Source organism: Bradyrhizobium sp. BWA-3-5, from assembly GCF_032917985.1.
Classification (GTDB): Bacteria; Pseudomonadota; Alphaproteobacteria; order Rhizobiales; family Xanthobacteraceae; genus Bradyrhizobium.
In genome coordinates this window covers 3,122,770-3,141,883 of the sequence record NZ_CP136626.1, presented here as the reverse complement: position 1 = coordinate 3,141,883, position 19,114 = coordinate 3,122,770, and the positions used below count along the sequence as shown (strand labels likewise).

Below are 19,114 nucleotides of genomic sequence, written 5' to 3'. Positions count from 1 at the left end.
GAAAAAATAAACCATGACACTTAATAAAGGGTTCACCATAAACGGCTGGTTCTATTGACGTTTTGTTAAGGGTGCGACAACGCCTCATTAATATTTGGCATACCGCATGCCCGCCGACGCGTGGGCAAGCGCATTTTCTCGCCGCCTTTTTCGGTCAGCTGCTGAAGGTGCCGAAGCGGTCGCTGAAGAGATCGAGCCGGCCGGGCGCGCGGACGTCCGGCGTCGCGGATGCGACCTTGCCCCACAATTCCTGCACCGTCGGCGAGATCGGCTGGGTGCGTTCGCCGGCTTGGAACAGCGAGCGGAACATCGGCTCCGACGACGCAGTTTGCGACGTTGCCGCGACCGGCGTTGCCGCCCGCGAATCCGGAAAGCTTGCGAGATAGGCGGCGTTGTCGATGGCGGTCACCGCAGGCGTAGCGCTTGCGACGGTGACGCGCCTGGGCAGATCGCCGCCGGCGGCCGCCATCGCGGTTCGCGTCACCGGGGAGTTGGCGGCCGCGGCATAGCGCGTGCTGAGCACCGAATAGACCTCGGAGACGCTGCGCGAGCGTCCCGCGCGATCATAGAAGATCGACTGGTTGGCCGCCGCCGCGTTCGGAAACATCTGCGCGGCCGAGGCGTTCGGATTATCCTCGGCGTTCTGGATCAGCTTGCCGGCGCCGCCGACGCCCATGAAATGCGCCATATAGAGTTCGGCATCGCTCGGGCGGCGGCCGATCTTGCCGGTCAGCTTGAAGCTGTTGGACTGGGTGAGCACCGCCGCCATCTGCGAGGCGGCATCGGGATCGTCGCGCAGCCGCATGATCGCGGCCTTCATATCGGGATCGCTGACCGAATAGCGGCCGTCGGAATCCCTGGTGATGGCGTCGGAATATTTGCCGTAGCCGAGATGGGCGCCTGCCTCCTTCACCGTGCCGAGCCAGGTCTGGTCGATGAACTGAAACAGCCCACGCGCCGACGAGGTGGTAGCGGCGGCATTCGGGTTGAAATTGGATTCCATCTTCGCGGTGGCGAGCAAATATTCGAAGCTGGCACCGGTGGTGGATGCCGCCTGCCTGATCGAGCCGGCGATCTTGGCGCGCGTGGGATCGACACCTGCCGCAGCCGTGGCACTTATCGTGTCGATCGCCATGTCTCAGGTCGCCCCGTTCCTCGCGAAACTCGCGCGGGCTTTCACGGCGCTGGCAATTCAGCACCCGTTCGAGGTTGAGACTGCGGCAAGTATGGTTAATGGGGGGTTAATGCGGGGCGGTGTCCCGGACGCGGTGCAGCGTCACTTCGACGGTACACCGCAGAGCCGGGACCCACGGTGCGCAACGGGCCCCGGATCAGCAGCGCATCACTGCGTGCTGCGCAGCATCCGGGGAACGGACGACGTCACTTCCGATACACATCGTCCGGATCGAACTGGCGCTCAGCATCGACGAACGACACCCGCGTGCCGCCGTCCGCCGCCTCGACCTTGCGATAGAAACACGAATGCCGCCCGGTGTGACACGCGGCACCCTGCTGCGCGACACGGATCCAGATCGCGTCCTGATCGCAATCCATCCGCATCTCGACCACGCGTTGGGTCTGACCCGAGGTCTCGCCTTTCCGCCACAACGCGTTGCGCGAACGGCTGAAGTACCAGGCGTCCCCGCTCGCGATGGTCTTGCGCAGCGCTTCCTCGTTCATGTGCGCGACCATCAGCACGTCGCCGGTCGCCGCATCGGTGGCGACACAGGTGACGAGGCCGGACGCGTCGAATTTCGGCTGGAAGACCAGCCCCTCTTCACGCTCGTTGGTCGCTGCGGATGGGGACACGGTGACCCTCGCGAAAAGTTAAGCGAGGTTACCGGTTCGGGCCTCGCACCAGGGACAGGAAGCGCTGCTGCTCCGCCGGATTGTCGCGGAACATGCCGGTGAAGCGGCTGGTGAATGTCGTCGCACCGTGCTTGGCGACGCCGCGCACCGACATGCAGGTATGCTCCGCCTCGATCAGCACGGCAACGCCGCGCGGCTTCAGGACCTCGTCGATCGCAGCCGCGATCTGGGCGGTCAGGTGCTCCTGGGTCTGCAGGCGACGGGCAAAGATGTCGGTGAGTCGCGCCAGCTTGGACAATCCCACCACCCGTTCCACCGGCGTATAGGCGATATGCGCCTTGCCGTAGAACGGCATCATGTGGTGCTCGCATTGCGAGGTGAATTCGATGTCGCGGACCAGGACGAAATCGTCGTAGCCGGCGGTCTCGCCAAACGTGCGGTCCAGCACCTCGGCCGGGCACTGATGGTAGCCCTGATAGAGCTCGTCGAAGGCTTCGACGACCCGGCGCGGCGTGTCCAGCAAGCCTTCGCGCGAGGGGTTCTCGCCGATATAGCTGAGCAAGGTGTGCACGGCGTGCTCGGCCTCCGCGCGCGAGGGGCGCGGCAGGTCGGCACGGACGGCGGCGGCCAGGAACTCGGCGGGATCGAGCTCGGCAGGACGGGCATCGGGGGCCACATCGGGCGATTTCACATCGGTAGGCTTGGCGTCAGAAGGCTTGCCGGGGCGGAGAGTTTTGATCAATGCGTCCATGTCTTCTCCGTTCGACCGGCCTTGGGGCCGGAGTGTCACCGGGCAGACGGGGCGGTTTGACCGCCGGGCGCCTGAGTCCCATCCACAACACGCCAAGGGCCGATCCGGTTTCCGCGCCGGCTCGGCTTCGGCGAACGGCGAGGCTGTTTTTCCGCCGTTCCTGTCCATATATAGGACGATGAAACCCAGCCGCCAAGGGCTCGGACAAGGGCGCTCGGACCGTCGCCCCGGACACCTACGCACATGCTGAATGACATCTACAACAAGCGGATCATCGAACTGGCGGGCAATATTCCCCGGCTCGGCCGCCTTCCCGACCCTCACGCCAGCGCCACCGCCCACTCCAAACTGTGCGGCTCGACTGTCAAGGTCGATCTCAAGATGGATGGCCCCGTGGTCTCCGACTTCGCCCATGACGTGAAGGCCTGCGCGCTCGGCCAGGCCTCCTCCTCGATCATGGCAAGGCACGTCGTCGGCTCGACGGCTGAGGAGTTACGTGACCTGCGAGAAACTGTCCGTAAGATGCTGAAGGAAAACGGCAGTCCGCCGCAGGGCAAATGGGCCGAGATCGCCCTGCTCGAGCCGGTGCGCGACTACAAGGCCCGCCATGCCTCGACGATGCTGACCTTCGACGCCGTGGTCGACGCCATCGGCCAGATCGAGGCCAGGGCCAAGCAGACCGCGCAGGCTTAGCCCCGTCCACCGTCGTCATACCCCGCGCAGGCGGGTATCCAGTACACCGAGGATTCTCGTTCGATCACAAACGCCGCGGCGTACTGGATCATCCGCTCCAGTGCGCAATTGCGCACAAGGCGGATGATGACACCGTTTGTTGGGATGGAGCCTACTTCTGCCGATGCAGCTTATTTCTGCGGCGCGGCCGGCTGCGCCGGCGCGCTCGCCTTGCCGCCGGTCGGAACCGCGGCCTCCGCGGTTTTCGTCGACTTGCCCTGCTGCGGCTGCATATCGTCCATTGCGGAGCTGACGAACCGGTCCTGCGGCTTGGACGGCTTGGCTTCCGCCATCGGCACGCCCGCATTGTCTTGCGGGAAGACGTCCGCGGCCATCTCGGTCGTGGTGAGATTGGCCGAGCGCAACTCGATGCGCGACAATTCGTGGAGATCTTCCCACGGCGGCACGCTGAGCGCGAGCGACAGCAAATCGCCGGTTCCGCCCATGTCGAACGTGTATTTGGTCAGGCGGCCGATGTCGCGCTGGACGATCATCAGATCCTGCGCGGAGTAGCTCGAGGCCTTGGCATCGTCGGCGCGGTCGCCCATCCAGATCTGGTGCACGCGGACATGCGCGACCGGCGGCACGTAACGGGTCTTGCCCGAGAGCAGCAGGAACACGCACATCGACTCGCAATAGGCTTCCGGCACAACGCTGGCGCGTTCGCCATTCGGCGTCTGTGTGCGCACGGTGGCGCCGACCGTGGTCAACGCACCGAGACTGCGGAACTTGCGGCCAAGCGTGATGGAATCATTGACCGAGCCGCCGCTGGAATCCAGCACGATGGTGGCGCCGGCCAGTTGGCGGCCCTTGGCGAACTCCTCGAACTCCCGCGGGCTGTCTGACGTGACGATGCCGACCGCCGAGACCCAGCCCTTGCAATCGCCCTGGCATGCATTCCATTTGAAATGCATCGGCTGCTTGCGTTCTTCGAGGGTGCCGCCGGCATACGCTGAATTACCCAGCGTCGTGATGGCGCCTGGCAATGCGAGACAAAAGGCGGCGGCACCGAGAAGAGCCCATCCGCGGAATTTCAGCGATGTCACAAAGCTCAATTTGGTTCCTTCCCCCAAGCCCGGTCTACGACTCGCAGCAATGGCCCCATCTTAGCGTGATACGATTCTGTCATCGATCCGTACGAAAACGGTAACTGTGCTGACGTGTGCCGTCCATAATACCTTGGCTTGCAGCGTTACTTTGCAGTGCGATAATTGCGAAGTGTGGCTAAATATCTGCACGAATTAAGTTCCTTGCTTTGGAACTCCCGCAAAACTACGTACATAGTTCTGCATGGCGCGCGCGAAACATTCATCCTCACACCAAAAACAATGCATGGACTGTGCCAGCACAGCGCGTCGTCTGCCGCGAAATGCAGGACGCGCGCTGATCTGGATCTACCGCCACACGCTGTCGCCGCTGGTCGGCTACAACTGCCGGCACCTGCCGACATGCTCGGTGTATGGCGACGAAGCGATCGAGCGTTTCGGCCTGTGGGGCGGCGGCTGGATGACGCTGGCGCGGATCCTGCGCTGCCAACCATGGGGCACATCCGGCATCGACAATGTGCCGCTCATCACACCGCCGGGTGCGCGATGGTTTCTGCCGTGGCGCTACGGACGCTGGCGCGGTGTCAACTCGACTGCAAAGCGTTCGGATTCCACCGCCTAGCGCCAGAAGAAAAATCCATCCCCGCGCTGCGGCCACCAATCCGGCAGTGGCCGCGAACCTATGTAGGCCGGCGTCCGCGGCTTTCGCGGCGGCGGCGGTGGCGGCGCCTCGGCCGACGTCGTGGCATCGATGGCGGGCGATCCATCGTCCGGCAGTCTCACCGCCAGCAACACGTTCGTTTCAGGCGTGCGCCAGCGATAGCCGATGCCGAAATCGATCGGCTGCGCGCGGCGGAACAGTGCGGCGTAGGATTCCTGATAGCGCCCCGGAAATTTGTCGACCGGCCCGAGATAGCGGCCGAACGGAAACAGACGCCACTTCTTCGTGCTGTAATAGCCAAGCGGAATTCCGGAATCATCCTGGATGATGGTGGCGCTGTTGTTGAGCAGGAAGTTGCGCACCGTGGTGAAGTTGCCGGAGTGCAGCAGATAGGACGCACTCTTGATCAGGCTGTTGGCGGGCGCGAGCGTCTCGCAGAATTTCAGGAAGCCGCTCGCCTTTACGCCGGAATTGGAAAGGTCGGTCGAGAAGTAATACAGCGTCTTCTCCTGCCCTTCGGGACCGGCGAAGATGATGCGCACACCGCGGACGGCATTGGGGCCGGGATTTTCGCCGGCGAAATAGGCTGCGCCCTTGTCATCGAGCGAGACCGGCGTGGCGCTCTTCACCGTCATGCCCGAGCGCGCCAGGAATACGTAGAGGATCGGCAAGGTGCCGCTGATCTGGCCCGCCTGCAGATCGGTCTTCATCTGCTTGGTGATGAAGAAGCTGAAGCTCAGGATCGATGAGAGCGAACGCTCGACGTTGTAGAGCGCCGATGCGATGCCGCCGCGCGGAAGTCTTGTGAGGTCGGGGACCGAACCCACCGGCTCCAACGCGCTCAGCACATAGGTCGACGCCTTCGGATGAAAGGCGTTGGCATAGAGAAAATCGGGCCCTGAGAACATGTAGAACATGGTCGGCTTCGGCGCCGCCAGATTGATATCGGCCCAGGCGCGGATCCGCGACAGCTGGCGCTGCTCGAGCTGGCCGAACGCGCTGTCGAAAAATTTGGCGTGGCGTTGCCAGGCCGCCTCCTTGGTGAGCGGCACCAGCGGCGAATCCGCCGACGGCATCATGCCCGCCAGGAATTTCGCGGTGTCGTCCAGCGTCGCGGTCTGGGCACGGGCGCAAGCCATGGCCGCCAGCAGCAACCCAGCCGCAACTGTCACCATTCTCAGGGAATGCCGCATGCTCACTCGCTGCCCACGGCGGCCGTCGGGACCGGATCTGTCCGCTTGCGGAAGACGGCGTAAATCAACAGACCTGACGACATGATCAGAAGACTTAGGAACGAGCGCAGCGGCTGTTCCTTCAAGAGATAGTACATCATGAAGCCGGTCACGAGCAGGAAGACCAGCGGCGTTACCGGGTATCCCCAGGCGCGGTAGGGCCGCGGCAGATCCGGATGCGTGATGCGCAGCTTGATGACGCCGAGCACGGTGAAGAACGAGCAGAACAGCAGCGAGAACTGGATGAATTCCAGCACCGCCTCGAAGCTGCGCGTGAACAGCATCAGGCTCGCGACCGTGAGCTGGAAAAGAATCGCATAGGCCGGCGCGCCGCCGGTCGACCTTCGCGCGAACAGGCGCAGCACCGGAAGGTCCTCGCCCATCGTCATCATGACGCGCGGCCCGATCCACATCATCGCGCTGATCGAGGAGATCAGCCCGAAGCAGATCATCGCGCCGACGATGCGGCCGCCGAACTCGCCGAAGATGTAGCTGCCGGAAATGCGGGCGACGTCGAGCTGGCCGGCAAGCTTGTCGATCGGCGCGGTGTGCAGGAACACCGCATTGAGCGCGACGTATAGCACGAGTACGATCAGCGTGCCGATCAGCATCGCCCGCGGCACGTTGCGTTCGGGCAGCCTCACCTCGCCGATGATGTAGGTCGCCGCGTTCCAGCCCGAGAAGGAATACATCACGAACACGAGGCTGATCGCGAATGGGGCGCTGACGATATGGGTGAAGTCCGCGGCCTGCGGCGCAAAGGAGGCCGGCTGCGCCGTGCCGATCACGAAGCCGCAGGCCAGGAAGGCCACGATCAGCACCACCTTCAAGATGGTCGCGATCAGCTGAAAGGTCGAGGAATGCCTGATGCCGGCGAGTTGCACGAGCGACACCAGCCAGACCACGCCGACCGCAAGCACCAGCGGCGGCGCATCCGGAAATACCGACCTGCCGTACTCGCCGAAGGCCATGGCGGCTAGCGCGACCGGCGCGGCGAAGCCGACGGTCGCGGATACCCAGCCCGCCACAAAACCGAAGGCCGGGTGATAGGCGCGGCCGAGAAAATTGTATTCGCCGCTCGAGCGCGGAAACATCGCGCCGAGCTCGCCATAGGAAAACACCCCGCATAACGCGACGATGCCGCCGACGGTCCACAGCAACAGGATCGAAAAGCCTGACGGGATGTCCTTGACCTGAAAGCCGAGGCTGGTGAAGACGCCGACGCCGACCATGTCGGCAACGACGATGGCAACCGCCACCAGGACCGAAACCGTGGAGCCGCGTCCGGAGAGCGAACCGGACCAAGTCCCCGTTTCTGATGCCGCCATCTCGGAGCCCACCCTCAAGCGCCCGCAGCCAGGAGACGCATCGTGCAGGCTGAAACGATCCAATTCAAGCAGTGTTAACAAGGGTTTAAATTGAGAGGCAAAATAGGTCTCATGGTACCGCCAGACGCCACCGTGCCACTACTGGATTGCGAAAACATCGTGGCGGTCCCACAATCGGGACACGATTGCATGGTCTCTTGGGGCGTCCGGAAGTGGGGAGTTTTTCCGGACGCTTAGCGTCGCCTAAACGCGTTCAAGTTTACGCTGGTTGACGGTGGATCTTGGGACATTGGGGTGGATGGTCGGAGCTAATCCGAAATTCCAGACGATAGATCGCGCTGCCTGGACGGCGCGATCTATCGTGCTGCGCCACGTCCTGCGACGACCATGGCCCTGGGTCGCGATGGCTGCGCTGCTTGTGCCACTGTCCTTTGTTCTCGCTCAACGCGGCAAGGCGCCCGATGCCGGCACGCTGGCGGCGAACACCGACGGCGCCAAATTGCACGCCGGCAAGTCCAAGTCGCAGGCTTCTGTCGACAGGTTCGAAGACCGCTTCCCGCAGTTGCAATTCGCCGATCGTTTCCCCAGCGCCAGCGAAAGCTTGCCGCAGATCCAGCGCCAGGTCGCGCTGATGCCGGAGGCGCGCGCGGTACGCACCGAGCCGGTGCGGGTCGCCGCGTTGACGCCGGCGCTCACCTTGCCGCGACCTGAGCGCGAGGAGCTGACCACGCTGGTCAGCATGAAGTCCTCCGCCTTCCCCTATTTCGGCACCAACCCGAACTCCGAAGAGCCCTTCCTCAACATCACCAAGGGCGAGCGCAAGGGACACAAGAACTATAGCGGGCGGGTCTATTGGCAGGACGAGACCTACAATGACAGCCGCGTGCTGGTGCACGTCCCCGAAGCGTTCGATGTCAAAAAGCCGGGCGTGATCGTGGTGTTCTTCCACGGCAATGGCGCGACGCTGGAGCGCGACGTCCGCGACCGCCAATTGGTGCCGCAGCAGATCTCCGATTCCGGCGCCAACGCCGTGCTGCTCGCGCCGCAGATGGCGGTGAATGCCGCCGACTCCTCGGCGGGCAAGTTCTGGCAGCCGGGCGGCCTCAAGCGCTTCATCGATGAATCGGCGGGCCACCTCGCCCGCCTCTATGGCGATCCGAAATCGGCGCAGGCGTTTGCCAACATGCCAATCGTGATCGTCGGCTATAGCGGCGGCTTCCTGCCGACCGCATGGAGCCTCGAGGTCGGCGGCCTCTCTGGCCGCGTCCGCGGCGTCGTTCTGCTCGATGCCGTCTATGGCGAGTTCGACAAGTTCGCGTCATGGATCGAGAAGAACCGGACCGGCTTCTTCGTCTCCTCCTATACCCGCCACACCAAGCGGCACGACCTCGAGCTGATGCAGATGCTCCGCGACCGCGGCATCGCGGTCAGCGAAAGCATGGACGGGTCGCTGCGCCCCGGCAGCGTCGTGTTCGTGCAGACGCCCGACGGCGTCACGCATCGCGACTACGTGACCCAGGCCTGGACCGAGCATCCGGTCAAGGAAGTGCTGGTCAAGATGGCCGCAACACCGGCGCTGACGCGGATCGCCAGCGCGCCTTACGTGGGCCGGTAATCTCCCTTCTTTGACCGACTAACTCAGTATGAATAGACCGAGCGCGGCGCGAACATCGCGCAAAGTGGCATCGGTGATCTCCCGCGCTCGCGCAGTGCCACGCTGAACGACCTGCAGCACATAGCCCGGATCACGAGCGAGTGCGCAGCGACGGTCTCGGATTGGCGCAAGAAGTGCCTGCAGCACATCATCTAGGCGTTTCTTGACAATGCTGTCGCCCAAACCGCCGCGGATATAGCGTGCCTTCAAATCCTCAACCGTGATGTGATCTTCGTCGAACGCATCCAAGTACGTAAAGACCACGTTGCCTTCAACGCACCCCGGATCAGACGCCTTTAGATGGTTTGGATCAGTGAACATCCGCCGGACAGCCTCACGTATTTCATCGGCTGTTGCTGATAGCCGGATAGTATTGCCCTGCGACTTGCTCATTTTGGCTTTGCCGTCGATGCCTGGAAGACGTCCGATGCGAGGAATAAGCGCGTGAGCTTCTGGCAGCACGTCAACACCAGCTTGGCGATTGATGCGGCGAACAACCTCATTGGTTTGCTCAATCAATGGAGCTTGATCTTCTCCAACCGGGACAATCGTCGCTTTGAAGCCGGTTATGTCTGCGGCCTGGGCGACGGGATAGCAGAGAAAGCCTGCAGGAATATCTCTGCCGAAGCCTCGCGCCTGAATTTCGTCCTTGATGGTTGGGTTGCGCTCAAGCCGCGCGACCGTGACAAAGTTCATGTATAGCAGGGTCAAATCGGCCAGTGCCGGAAGATGCGATTGAAGACAGATCGTGCTCTGGTTCGGGTCGATGCCGACAGCGAGGTAGTCTGTCGCGATCTCAATCACATTGTCACGCACCCGGCCGGGATTGTGCGCGTTGTCCGTGAGTGCCTGGTTATCCGCCAGCAGCAGGTACTGCCGGTGTGTAGTCTGCAGGGCGACGCGGTTCTTCAACGAGCCGACGTAGTGCCCTAGATGCAACGGTCCGGTTGTTCTGTCACCGGTCAAGATAACAGGGAGGGTGGCTGACGAATCTTGCATCGCGGTTCTCCGGATCAGGAGCCGCCGTTCAATCGGACTTTGATGAAAGCAACCTCGCAAGCCGATGAACGGCGGCGACGGTTGGGTGAATGACAAAGCCGTGCCGCTCCTAAGGGGAGCGCCACCACAAGTTCGCAAGCGTGATCACGACGACAGTCATACGGCCGATATTGACGAGACCTCAGAGGAAAGCAAGTCGGCTTGATGCCTCAAATGGAGTCGGAAGCCGACACTGGCGTTATTCTCGACGTGCCCGCGATGAGCCTGAAAGTGGTCGATGCTGCAACAGGCATCGGCGCCATCCGCGTGGCAAGGTGATCATCAGCGATCGGCAACGGAACTACAAAGCAGACATTGGCGGCCTATGACTATGCGCTCCGGCTCTTCCTCGGCCTGGTCAGAACCACCGTCGTCACCGCCAAAGCGACGAAGGCCGTGGCGACATAGCCGGAGGCATTGAGGAGATCGCGCGCGTAGAGGAAGCCACCGATCGCCGAGCCGATGGCCTGTCCGATATAGAGCACCGATGTGTTGAGAGACACCGAGGCGGCGGCGAGCGCAGGTGCGGCGGCGACCAGCCTCACCTGTTGCATCGAATTGGTGGACGCAAATCCGATGCCCCAGATCGCGACGGAAACCGCCATCAGCGGGTAGATGCCGGCGCTGAGCGCCCAGCCGCCGAGGCCCGTCAGCAATATCGACGTGAACAGCATGGACGTCTTCCAGGCGCCCCAAGAGTCGACGATGCGGGTCGCAATAACAGTGCCGATCACGCCGCACGCGCCGTAGCAGGCAAACACCAGCGCGATCGGGTCCGGCCCGGCGCCGGTGAGCCGCGCCAGCAGCGGACCCATATAGGTGAACACCACGAACTGGCCGGACATCTGCAGCGTCGTGATCAACAGCAGCAGCAGGATCATCGGGTTGCGGCCGATCGCGGCCCAGGTCTTGAGATCGACCGGCGCGCTGATCAGCCCGCGCGGCAGCCGCCAGCCCAGCAACAGGAAGCTCAGGCAGCTCATCGCGCCAATCGCGGCATAGACCGCCGGCCAGCCATAGCGGCTGGCGATGAACGTGATCGCCGGCAGGCCCACGGCCGCCGCCAGCGACCAGCCGAGAAAGATATAGGCGATGGTGCTGCCGCGCTTTTCTTGCCGAACGATCAGCGCCGCGGTTCCGGCGGCCTGCGGGGTGTAAAGCGCGCCGATGCCGAGCATGAGGAGACGAATGGCCAGCAGGCTCGCGTAATCAGGCGCAAAGGCGGAGGCGAGATTGGTCAAGGCGAGCACGGCCAGCGTTGCCGTCAACAACGTGCGGCGCTCGATCCTGGAGGTCAGCCAGGCCGTGACGGGCGAACCGACGCACAGCATGATCGCACCGAAGGTGATCAGAAGCCCGGCGGTACGGACCGAGACGCCGAGACCAGCAGACAGTTCAACCAGCATGCCCGCCGGCGCCAGCACCGAGCAGCCGGTCACGAGGTTGCCGAGCATCAAGGCGGTGGGGGCGAAGCGGCGTTCGGTTTGGACGGGCACGGGCACATGTTTCATGCACGTGCATGTACGGTCCACGCCGCGCCAAGAAAAGGACGCGATACCGGATTATTTGTCATCGCCGTCATGAGTTTTATTGATTTGACGGCGCGGACACCCATGCGCCGCCGCGACGGAGAACCGGTCTTCTTTTCCGGGCGATGGGGCCAAGTGTAGCTCCCGCGGCCGCTCTCCCATCACGCTATTTGGCGAAATTGCCCGATTGCAGGAGCCGAATCCCCTGCTATACCGCTGCTTCCCGCTTACCTGCGCTCGTTCGCAGGAGTGAGCTTTAGGAGACGACAATGCCTGACCAGAATACGCCCCCATCGGGCTTCCAGTTTGGCCTCGCCAATCTGAAACCGGCTGAACCCTTGGAAAAGATCACAGTTACCTTCCCCGACGGCGCGAAACGCGACTACGCCAAGGGCACCACCGGCTTCGATGTTGCCAAGGGCATTTCGCCCTCGCTTGCCAAGCGCACGGTCGCGATGGCGCTCGACGGCGTGGTGACCGATCTCAACGATCCGATCTCGCAGGACGCCCGGCTCGAACTGATCAACCGCGAGGACCCGCGCGCGCTGGAGTTGATCCGGCATGACTGCGCGCATGTGCTGGCGGAAGCGGTACAGTCGCTGTGGCCGGGGACGCAGGTGACGATCGGCCCGGTCATCGAGAACGGTTTCTATTACGACTTCTTCCGCAACGAGCCGTTCACGCCGGAAGATTTTGCGGGAATCGAAAAGCGGATGCGCGAGATCATCGCGCGCGACAAGCCGTTCACCAAGGAAGTGTGGGACCGCGAGAAGACCAAGCAGGTGTTCCGCGACAAGGGCGAGGCGTTCAAGGTCGAGCTGGTCGACGCCATTCCCGGGAATGAGCCGATCAAGATCTATTTCCAGGGCGACTGGTTCGATCTGTGCCGTGGCCCGCACATGAACTCGACCGGCAAGATCGGCAACGCCTTCAAGCTGATGAAGGTGGCGGGCGCCTATTGGCGCGGCGACGCCAACAACCCGATGCTGACGCGCATCTACGGCACCGCCTTCGCCAGGCAGGAGGAGCTCGACGCTTACCTCAAGCAGATCGAGGAAGCCGAGAAGCGCGACCACCGCAAGCTCGGCCGCGAGCTCGACCTGTTCCATTTCCAGGAGGAAGGCCCTGGTGTTGTGTTCTGGCACCCGAAGGGCTGGACCATCTTCCAGGCCTTGATCGCCTACATGCGGCGCCGCTTGACGGGCGACTATGACGAGGTCAACGCGCCGCAGATCCTGGACAAGGTGTTGTGGGAAACGTCGGGCCATTGGGACTGGTACCGCGAGAACATGTTCGCGGCGCAGTCGGCCGGCGACGAGGCCGAGGACAAGCGCTGGTTTGCGCTGAAGCCGATGAACTGCCCTGGCCACGTACAGATCTTCAAGCACGGCCTGAAGAGCTATCGCGACCTGCCTCTGCGCCTCGCCGAATTCGGCGTGGTGCATCGCTACGAGGCGTCGGGCGCGATGCACGGCCTGATGCGCGTGCGCGGCTTCACGCAGGACGACGCGCATGTGTTCTGCACCGAGGCGCAGCTTGCGGAAGAGTGCCTCAAGATCAACGAGCTGATCCTGTCGACCTATGCCGATTTCGGCTTCGACGGCGAACTCACCGTAAAACTCTCGACCCGGCCGGAGAAGCGCGTCGGCACCGACGAGATGTGGGATCATGCCGAGCGCGTGATGGCGACCGTGCTGGCCGAAATCCAGGCCAGCGGCAATAACCGCATCAAGACCGCGATCAATCCGGGCGAAGGCGCGTTCTACGGGCCGAAGTTCGAATATGTGCTGCGCGATGCCATCGGCCGCGACTGGCAGTGCGGCACCACGCAGGTCGACTTCAACCTGCCGGAACGTTTTGGCGCCTTCTACATCGATGCCGACGGTTCGAAGAAGGCACCGGTGATGGTGCATCGCGCGATCTGCGGCTCAATGGAGCGCTTCATCGGCATCCTGATCGAGCACTTTGCCGGCAACTTCCCGCTCTGGCTGTCGCCGACCCAAGTTGTGGTCACGACCATCACCTCGGAGGGCGACGAATACGCCAAGGTAGTTGCCGCTGCCGCGCGGCGCGCCGGCCTTCGCGTCGAGATCGATTTGCGCAACGAGAAGATCAACTACAAGGTCCGCGAGCACTCTCTGGCAAAAATCCCTGCCCTGCTCGTCGTCGGCAAGAAGGAAGCCGAGACCCATACCGTCTCGGTCCGCCGGCTCGGCAGTGACGGCCAGAAGGTGATGCCGACCGACGAGGCGATCGCCGCCCTCGTCGAGGAAGCAACGCCACCGGACGTGAAGCGGGCACGCGCGGCTTAGGAAGAAAGTGTGTGGAGCGGATTATGTTTTTTCCGCTCCCATACTTCCACTCGACGAACCAGATCATCGAGCCGCTTGCCCTTGGGCGAACCAATCCGGGCATTCATTAATCCCTCGATCTCTTTGAGAGCTCGGCGATACTCGCGGTCAGATTTGATTGGCCTGCGCACGGTCGAAGGCTCAGGTAAAGGTGTGTCGGCTGATATTATCACAATCGATCTAAATTGGCTTCCATAGGCTCCGAAGCCACCTATCTCGGTGGTACAAATTCCCAGATCGACGAAAGAAACCCTTGTGCCCGACGCTATCGAACTCCTGAAGATCCGCCGCTCGGTCAAGCCGCGCGAGATGAGCGGCCCCGGCCCGACGGCGAGCGAACTCGAGACCATCCTGACCATCGGCGCGCGGGTGCCTGATCATGGCAAGCTGGCGCCGTGGCGCTTTATCGTGTTCGAGGGCGACGCGCGGGCGCGGGCCGGCGACATCATCGCGCGGGTATTCGCCAAGAAGAATCCGTCCGCCCCCGCCGCCGACATCGAGGTCGAGAAACGCCGGTTGATGGATGCGCCGCTGGTGATCGCCGTGGTCAGCTTCACCAGGCCGCATCCGAAGGTGCCGGCCTGGGAGCAGCAATTGTCCGCCGGCGCCAGCGCGATGAACATCGTCACCGCCGCCACCGCGCTCGGTTATGGCGCCAACTGGCTGACCGGCTGGTTCGCGTTCGACCGCGACGTGCTCGACGGGCTCGGACTGAAGGCGGACGAGAAGCTCGCCGGCTTCATTCATATCGGCACGCCTTCGAAACCGGCCGAGGACCGCCCTCGCCCGGCGCTGCCGGATATCGTGACGCGGTTCTGAGGCCGGCACGCCGCGGTAACGGCAGACCTCTGCTGTCCCGGATGGAAGCGGGATGAGCACCGAGAGCCGGGGCAAATCCTGCTTTGCATGGGGTTGTTTTGCGATTTTTATCGGGGCAGCCCGGCGCCAAGCCATCCGCGGCTAGCGCGCGATGACCTCGACCTCGGCATCGACGCCGTTGACGACGTTGAAGGGCCGCTCGAACACCTTGCCTTCATTCTTGGCGATCGCCCGGTATTCGCCCTCGGACAGCACCACGCGCGGGAACGCTCCGATCGATTCCTTGATGACGTCACCGCCCGGCGTGATCACCGACCATGCGGTGTTGGCGAGCGCCTCGCCACCCTTGTCGCCGACGAGCTTCAGCGTGATGACAGCGGCGCGATGGCTGACCGTCACGTCGGTCAGCTTGCCAGCCTGGACGCGGATGTCGGAGCGCACGACGGAGTTGGCATCGCCATAGTTGGAGATGATGTAATAGGTGCCTTCCGGCAGCAGCGCGACATCGCCAGCGGCCACGTTGGGAATCAATGAGGAGCGCTCGGCGCCGCCTTCGAACTGGCTACCCTTGTAAAGCGCGAACGAAATCTGGTTCGGCGGGATCTTGCTGGAGCCGACACGGCCTTCGATGCGCAGCCCGCCGGCCGGCAGCACGAAGGAGACACGGTCGGTCTCCGCCTTCAGGCTCACCGCACGTACCGCGCTGACGAGGCCAAGGGCGACGTGGACGACGTAATTGCCGGGCGGCAGCACGATGTTCGGCGTCGCGCCGCGCTCCTCCCGGATCAGCTTGAACGTACCGGTGTCGTCGGGCTTGTCGGCGAAGACCCGCCATACCAGCCCGCCATTGATGACAGGCAGGTCCTTGCCATAGCGCGCGTTCAGCGACAGCACGGCCTGGTTGGGGGTTGGCGCCCCCGGCGGCGGGACGACCGGCGGCACTGCGGTAACCTGCGGCTGAACGATGGTCGGCTGGGTCAGCGGCGTCGAAACCGGCGGCAGCCCCCTCGTATCCGATGGCGGCGCCAGGTTCATGGCAGGCCCGGACTGGCTCTCCGGCACGGCGGCGGGCGGCACTGGTGGCGGCCGGTCCGAGAACCACTGGGCCGAGGCGGTGGTCGGAATCAGCAGCACCCAGGCAAGGGCCAGTGCCGGGAAAAGCCATCGGCCCCGCCCGCTTCCAACGATACCGTGATCGCCCGAAATCATGGCCATGCTTTTCACCGAAAACGCGGCAAATTCAAGCCTCAGGCGCCCAAGTCCGGGCAGCTACGGGGTTCGGAACCGGTCCTGGCACCCAATGTTAATGCGGCGGTCGTGGTCCAGTCACATTCCCTGCCTAGGCCGCTTCCTTGGGGCGTAAACCATGCGCCCGGATCGGAATAGGCAGTTCTGGCGCGTCCGCGCCGCGGCGAATATCCTCTGAAGCCGCAGGAGAGTTTGCGTGTTGGATAGCTGGATGGGCCGCGGCCAGAAGGGCTCTGATGCCCAAAACGAAGCTCAAGACAAGGCCCAGGACAAAGTGGGGCTCGGCAGCATTCGCCGGCCGGTGATCGGGCTGGCGCTGGGCGGCGGCGCCGCGCGCGGCTTTGCCCATATCGGCATCGTCCGCACGCTGGCCGCCCATGGCATCATGCCCAATGTCGTTGTCGGAACGTCGATCGGTGCCGTGGTCGGCGGCGCTTATGCCGCCGGACACCTCGATACGCTCGAGGAATGGGCGCGCAGCCTGCAGCCGCGAACCGTCCTCTCCTACCTCGACATCCGCCTGAACGGTTCCGGCCTGATCGGCGGCGCGAAGCTTGCGGCCGAACTGGAAACTGCGCTCGGCCAGAGCCTGATCGAGGAACTGCCGGTGAAATTTGCCACTGTCGCGACTGAGGTGCGCACCGGCCACGAGATCTGGCTGACCCATGGCCCGATGGTGGATGCGATGCGCGCCTCCTACGCGCTGCCTGGAATTTTTTCACCGGTCCTGGTCGGCGACCGCTGGCTGGTCGACGGCGCACTGGTGAATCCGGTGCCGGTGTCGGCAGCGCGTGCGCTCGGCGCCGAAATCGTCATCGCCGCCAATCTTTCCAGCGACGTCTTCGCGCACTCCACCACGATCTATTCGCATGGTGCCGTGCCCAGCGTTTCGGTATCGGTGATGCCGGAGGTAGCAGCCGAGCCGGAGCCGCGCAGGCGCGGTATCGGAAAATTCTTCTCGGCCGAACGCACCATGAAGCGCGAGTTCTTCGGCGGCGGCGGACGGCCGGGCATCTCCTCGGTCATGGTCGATGCCTTCAACATCATGCAGGACCGCATCACCCGCGCCCGGCTCGCCGGCGATCCGCCCGATCTCTTGATCTCGCCCCGCGTCGGCAAGATCGGCTGGTTCGATTTTCACCGCGCCGACGATTTGATCGCCCACGGCGTCAAGGCCGCCGAGCGCGCAATCGATTCGATCCAGGAGGCGATCCACATTCTGGCGCCGCCGGCGGCCGTAGCCGAACCGCCGGTCGAAAAGGCGGACAAGGAATAACCTAGCGTTTTCGCATCAAGAAAACGCGTCAAAAGAAATCAGGCCGTCTTGATGTAGTCGCGCAGCGCTTCCTGCTCGGCCTCGTATTCCTGGACACGGCGCTTGACGATGTCGCCGATCGAAATCAGGCCGACCACCTTGCCGCTCTCGACGACGGGCAAATGGCGGAACTTGCCGATCGTCATCATTTCCATGATGCCGGCGACGGTATCCGACTCGCGGCAGCTCACGACCTTGCGCGTCATGACAGCGCTGACCGGCTCCTCGAGCACCCTGGCGCCGCGCTCGCCCAGCACGCGGACGATGTCGCGCTCCGACAAGATCCCTTCGAGCCGTCCCTCGTTCATCACCAGCACCGCGCCGATCTTGCGCTCGCCGAGAGTCTTGATCGCAGCCGAAAGCTTGGCGTCCGGCTCGACGCTCGTGATCTGATGGCCCTTGGTGTCGAGAATTGAACGTACCGTCATTGTCGCCTCCTGAATCCGTTCGCGCCCGAGGGCCCGACTTGTTCGCGAGTCTTCAATCAACAGTTCCCGCGCCGGTTTCGTTTCAGGCCACGGTCTGCAAGCGCGGCTGCATGGCAGCGGCATTGGCTTGCGTTACAACTTTTGTCGCAGATGATGGATGAAATCGCCTCTCGCCGCAAGCGGCGATCAGACGCGGCCTGGCTCGTCCGGCGATGCCGCGTGCCGCATGCCGTGCGGCACCGGATCGAACAGCGAAAACAGCATCAGGCCGGCGAGAAAGCCGCCGATATGCGCCTGCCAGGCAACAGTTGCACCTTCGGCACCGATCGAAATCGAACCCAGGCCGAAGATGATGTTGACGCCAAACCACACCGCCAGAAATCCAAGCACGCGCGGGTTGCGCAGCGCACGCGCCAGCGACAGCGCTGGAACCTTGGCGGCGGCATCGGCATCACCCCGCCGGAACGAAAGAAAGCTTCCCCGCACGAAGGCAAAGCGGATGGCGGCGGCCATGGCGCCGGAAACCGAGGCCGAGGCGCCGATCATCGGTGCGATGGCGTGCTCATGGGTGACGAGATGCGCCAGCGCGCCCGCCGCCGCCGTCACCGCCATGAAGGTGAAGAATCTCACCGGGCCGAACCGGCGCGCCAGCGCGCTGCCGAACGGCAGCAGCCAGAGGACGTTGAAGCCGATATGGCTGAGATTGGCGTGCAGCAGCGAATAGGTGACGAAGGTCCAGACCTTGGCCCCCGCCCCGCCCGGAAACCTGATGTTGAGCAGCGTGGAATCGTAGCGCTTCGGGATGAACCCGAACACGTCGATGGTCCAGTTCTCCAACTCCGGCGGCAGCAGCACCCGCAAATGAATGATCGCGATCAGCGCCACATAGGCCGTCAGCGCGCCCGGCAGCGTCAGGATCGGCTCATGCGGCGCGTCCGGCGGCTCGACATCGGAGGAGTAGGGCTGGGATTGCAAGGGGTCCAGGACCTTAGCTGGGCTTGAAGGCGTATGGGTCCAGATAGGCGGCTTTGCCCGCCCTGTGCAAGTGCGCAAACACAGCTTTCGCGTCCCGAACGCGGCGCGGCACGCAGTGACGCGGCGCACCGCCAAGGGGCGCTGCGCCGCGTCCGGGACACGGATATCGCCGCCCAGAGAACAAACGAAAAAGGGAGG

17 protein-coding genes are annotated in these 19,114 nt (G+C 63.5%); 6 read left to right on the top strand and 11 right to left on the bottom strand.

The window, feature by feature from the left end:
• Positions 1-154 precede the first annotated feature (154 nt).
• From RX331_RS14970 to folE, 3 genes are all read right to left on the bottom strand, one after another.
• Positions 155-1,135, bottom strand: a complete 981-nt coding sequence (locus RX331_RS14970; RefSeq protein WP_317257274.1) for a transglycosylase SLT domain-containing protein — start codon at positions 1,133-1,135, stop codon at positions 155-157.
• Between the two features lie 245 nt (positions 1,136-1,380).
• On the bottom strand, positions 1,381-1,809 hold the full coding sequence (gene hisI, locus RX331_RS14965) for a phosphoribosyl-AMP cyclohydrolase (protein ID WP_317257273.1): 429 nt from the start codon (positions 1,807-1,809) through the stop codon (positions 1,381-1,383).
• 28 nt (positions 1,810-1,837) lie between these two features.
• Positions 1,838-2,560 carry a GTP cyclohydrolase I FolE gene (gene folE, locus RX331_RS14960; protein ID WP_317257272.1) on the bottom strand — a complete coding sequence of 241 codons (723 nt, stop codon included), beginning with the start codon at positions 2,558-2,560 and terminating at the stop codon, positions 1,838-1,840.
• 243 nt (positions 2,561-2,803) lie between these two features.
• Here folE and RX331_RS14955 point away from each other — a divergent pair, with 243 nt between their 5' ends.
• On the top strand, positions 2,804-3,253 hold the full coding sequence (locus RX331_RS14955; protein WP_317257271.1) for an iron-sulfur cluster assembly scaffold protein: 450 nt from the start codon (positions 2,804-2,806) through the stop codon (positions 3,251-3,253).
• Between the two features lie 170 nt (positions 3,254-3,423).
• Here RX331_RS14955 and RX331_RS14950 read toward each other — a convergent pair whose 3' ends face one another.
• On the bottom strand, positions 3,424-4,347 hold the full coding sequence (locus tag RX331_RS14950) for a hypothetical protein (protein ID WP_317257270.1): 924 nt from the start codon (positions 4,345-4,347) through the stop codon (positions 3,424-3,426).
• A 277-nt stretch (positions 4,348-4,624) separates the two neighbouring features.
• Between RX331_RS14950 and yidD the strand changes: the two genes are divergently transcribed.
• On the top strand, positions 4,625-4,960 hold the full coding sequence (gene yidD / locus RX331_RS14945) for a membrane protein insertion efficiency factor YidD (RefSeq protein ID WP_317257269.1): 336 nt from the start codon (positions 4,625-4,627) through the stop codon (positions 4,958-4,960).
• Here yidD and RX331_RS14940 read toward each other — a convergent pair.
• Together RX331_RS14940 and RX331_RS14935 are read right to left on the bottom strand one after the other, a co-directional pair.
• On the bottom strand, positions 4,957-6,192 hold the full coding sequence (locus RX331_RS14940) for a hypothetical protein (RefSeq protein WP_317257268.1): 1,236 nt from the start codon (positions 6,190-6,192) through the stop codon (positions 4,957-4,959). The genes yidD and RX331_RS14940 overlap by 4 nt on opposite strands.
• 2 nt (positions 6,193-6,194) lie before the next feature.
• Positions 6,195-7,559, bottom strand: coding sequence for an APC family permease (locus RX331_RS14935; protein WP_317257267.1), 1,365 nt, complete (start codon positions 7,557-7,559; stop codon positions 6,195-6,197).
• 298 nt (positions 7,560-7,857) lie between these two features.
• Here RX331_RS14935 and RX331_RS14930 point away from each other — a divergent pair, with 298 nt between their 5' ends.
• The gene (locus RX331_RS14930; protein ID WP_410708209.1) at positions 7,858-9,174 is read left to right on the top strand and encodes an alpha/beta hydrolase; all 1,317 of its coding nucleotides are present in this window, start codon (positions 7,858-7,860) and stop codon (positions 9,172-9,174) included.
• A gap of 18 nt (positions 9,175-9,192) precedes the next feature.
• On the opposite strand, the gene trpS is transcribed toward RX331_RS14930, so the two are convergent.
• A complete protein-coding gene (gene trpS, locus RX331_RS14925) occupies positions 9,193-10,212 on the bottom strand; it encodes a tryptophan--tRNA ligase (RefSeq protein ID WP_317257266.1) in 1,020 nt (339 codons plus the stop codon).
• Positions 10,213-10,580: 368 nt separating this feature from the next.
• Positions 10,581-11,705 (bottom strand): MFS transporter, encoded by a 1,125-nt coding sequence (locus RX331_RS14920; protein ID WP_317258135.1) that lies wholly within the window; start codon positions 11,703-11,705, stop codon positions 10,581-10,583.
• Positions 11,706-12,049: 344 nt separating this feature from the next.
• On the opposite strand from RX331_RS14920, the gene thrS reads away from it, so the two are divergent.
• Both thrS and RX331_RS14910 read left to right on the top strand, forming a co-directional pair.
• Positions 12,050-14,092 (top strand): threonine--tRNA ligase, encoded by a 2,043-nt coding sequence (thrS, locus tag RX331_RS14915; RefSeq protein WP_317257265.1) that lies wholly within the window; start codon positions 12,050-12,052, stop codon positions 14,090-14,092.
• A 294-nt stretch (positions 14,093-14,386) separates the two neighbouring features.
• Entirely contained in the window at positions 14,387-14,950 is a 564-nt protein-coding gene (locus tag RX331_RS14910; RefSeq protein ID WP_317257264.1) for a nitroreductase, read from the top strand.
• Between the two features lie 141 nt (positions 14,951-15,091).
• On the opposite strand, the gene RX331_RS14905 is transcribed toward RX331_RS14910, so the two are convergent.
• Positions 15,092-16,159, bottom strand: a complete 1,068-nt coding sequence (locus RX331_RS14905) for a hypothetical protein (RefSeq protein WP_317258134.1) — start codon at positions 16,157-16,159, stop codon at positions 15,092-15,094.
• Positions 16,160-16,394: 235 nt separating this feature from the next.
• On the opposite strand from RX331_RS14905, the gene RX331_RS14900 reads away from it, so the two are divergent.
• Complete coding sequence (locus RX331_RS14900) at positions 16,395-17,474, top strand: patatin-like phospholipase family protein (RefSeq protein ID WP_317257263.1); 1,080 nt, start codon at positions 16,395-16,397, stop codon at positions 17,472-17,474.
• A 38-nt stretch (positions 17,475-17,512) separates the two neighbouring features.
• Here the strand turns inward: RX331_RS14900 and RX331_RS14895 are convergent, their stop codons facing one another.
• Both RX331_RS14895 and RX331_RS14890 read right to left on the bottom strand, forming a co-directional pair.
• The gene (locus tag RX331_RS14895; protein ID WP_317257262.1) at positions 17,513-17,941 is read right to left on the bottom strand and encodes a CBS domain-containing protein; all 429 of its coding nucleotides are present in this window, start codon (positions 17,939-17,941) and stop codon (positions 17,513-17,515) included.
• 186 nt (positions 17,942-18,127) lie between these two features.
• Entirely contained in the window at positions 18,128-18,925 is a 798-nt protein-coding gene (locus RX331_RS14890; RefSeq protein ID WP_410708281.1) for a rhomboid family intramembrane serine protease, read from the bottom strand.
• Positions 18,926-19,114: the final 189 nt, after the last annotated feature.